The 1,953-nt window shown below is 73.4% G+C and carries 3 protein-coding genes; 2 read left to right on the top strand and 1 reads right to left on the bottom strand.

The genetic code is table 11. The features are described 5' to 3' along the window. Positions 1-925 (top strand): glycoside hydrolase family 3 C-terminal domain-containing protein (locus AB0C29_RS45960; protein WP_360834336.1); only part of this gene is annotated, 925 nt, incomplete at its 5' end. A gap of 51 nt (positions 926-976) precedes the next feature. Here the strand turns inward: AB0C29_RS45960 and AB0C29_RS45965 are convergent. After that, on the bottom strand, positions 977-1,486 hold the full coding sequence (locus AB0C29_RS45965) for a VOC family protein (protein WP_360834338.1): 510 nt from the start codon (positions 1,484-1,486) through the stop codon (positions 977-979). An 84-nt stretch (positions 1,487-1,570) separates the two neighbouring features. Between AB0C29_RS45965 and AB0C29_RS45970 the strand changes: the two genes are divergently transcribed. Continuing rightward, positions 1,571-1,953, top strand: a 383-nt coding sequence (locus AB0C29_RS45970; protein ID WP_360834340.1) for a cupin domain-containing protein, incomplete at its 3' end; no start/stop codon positions are given.

The following is a 1,953-nucleotide window of genomic DNA, read 5'->3' on the forward strand; positions in this document are numbered from 1 at the left end:
GGGCACCGACCGCTCCGGCTTCGCCGCCGCCGTCGCCACCGCCCGCGACTCGGACCTGTGCGTGGCCGTCGTCGGAGACCTCGCCGGCCTGTTCGGCAACGGCTCGTCGGGCGAGGGCTGCGACGCCGAGGACCTGCGCCTGCCGGGCGTGCAGGCCGACCTGCTGGCCGAGCTGCTGGAGACCGGTACGCCGGTGGTCGTGGTCGTGGTCTCCGGCCGCCCGTACGCGCTGGGCGACGTGCACGGTCGCGCCGCCGGCCTGGTGCAGGCGTTCATGCCGGGCCAGGAGGCGGGCGGGGCCATCGCCGGCATCCTCAGTGGCCGGATCCAGCCCGGCGGCAAGCTGCCGGTGCAGATCCCCCGGCACCCGGGCGGCCAGCCCGGCACCTACCTGCAGCCGCCGCTCGGCGCCGACCGGACCAACATCAGCAACCTCGACCCGACACCGCTGTTCCCGTTCGGGTACGGCTCGTCGTACACCACCTTCGAGCTGGACGACCTGCGGATCAGCGCGAGCGAGGTGCCCACCGACGGGGAGTTCACCGTGACGGTCCGGGTCTGCAACACCGGCGAGCGCACCGGCGAAGAGGTCGTCCAGCTCTACCTGCACGACACGGTGGCCCAGGTGACCCGGCCGGTCAAGCAGCTCACCGGCTTCGCCCGGGTGTCGCTGGAGCCGCACACCGACGCCCTGGTCCGCTTCCAGGTGCACGCCGACCGGACCGCGTTCACGGGCCGCGACCTGCGGCGCATCGTGGAGCCGGGCGACATCGAGGTCATGGTCGGCACGTCCGCCGAGGACCTGCCGTGCCGGGGCACGGTCCGGCTGACCGGCCCGCTGCGGGTGGTCGGGGCCGACCGCCGGCTGGTCACCCCGCTGGACGTGATGCCGACCAAGGACGCCGAACTGCCGGTCGCGAGCTAGCCGACGTCTCGTGCCCGCCGCTCCCCCAGGGAGACGGCGGGCCGGCGGCTGTCAGCCGGCCGGCAGCCGGGGCCGGGAGTAGGAGCCGACGATCGCCCCGTCGCGGGACTCGATCCCGGTGAAACCGGTGGTGCCGGCGGTGAAGTGGTAGAAGCGCAGCACCGTGCCGTCCGGATCGGGTACGTCCAGGATGGTGCCCGCCGGGGTGTCGTACGGCTCGGCGTGGCGGATGCCGTACCGCTCGCACCGGGCGATGATCTCGTCGAGGACCGCCCGCGAGGCCGGGGTGAACGCGAACACGTCGAAGCCGTCCAGGCTCGGTGTGCCGGCGCAGACGGTCCGGTCCCGCAGCGCGATGCAGAAGCGCTCCCGCGGGTCGATCAGCCTGGCCCCGCGCAGCACGCCGTCCTCCACGAACTCGGAGAACAGTCGCAGGTCGAGCAGCCGGCAGTACCAGGCGACGCTACGGGCCAGGTCGGTGACCGGCAGTTTCACCTGGGTGATCCGGTCGAGTCCGGTGATGCCCCGCAGGGCCGGTTCTTCCTCGGTGGTGGTGGTCATGGCTCGACGCTAGGAGCCGCTTGCCGGACAATCCATGGGTGGGAGTCCGCCGGACCACAGTGTTCGTCTGGAGGGGCCGGGCCGATGGATCTGCTCAGTTCGGTGCTGCGGGAGCTGCGGTTCTCCAGCGCCGCGTACCGGTGGCTGGAGCTCGGCAGCCCGTTCAGCGTGGACTTCGACCGGGCCGGCCTGCGCGGCGTGCACATCATCGCCGAGGGCCGGTGCGAGCTGGTGCTGCGGGACGGCACGGTCCGCGGGCTGACCGCCGGCGATGTCGTGATCCTGCCCCGCGGTGACTCCCACCTGCTGCGCTCGGCGCCGTCCACCGTGGCTGTGTCGGGCTACGACGTGGCCGTCCGCTCCCCCGAGCCACGGTTGACGCTCGGCGGGACGGGCGAGCGGACCGTCGTGGTCTGCGGGGCGTTCGTCATCGGCGAGCCGGACCATCCCGCGCTGCGCGGCCTGCC

This window comes from Actinoplanes sp. NPDC048791 (assembly GCF_040650095.1).
Lineage (GTDB): Bacteria > Actinomycetota > Actinomycetes > Mycobacteriales > Micromonosporaceae > Actinoplanes.

What these genes read in the sequence shown, in the direction of transcription:
- AB0C29_RS45965 (WP_360834338.1), bottom strand. Translation starts at nt 1,486, where the DNA reads ATGACCACCACCACCGAGGAAGAACCGGCCCTGCGGGGCATCACCGGA.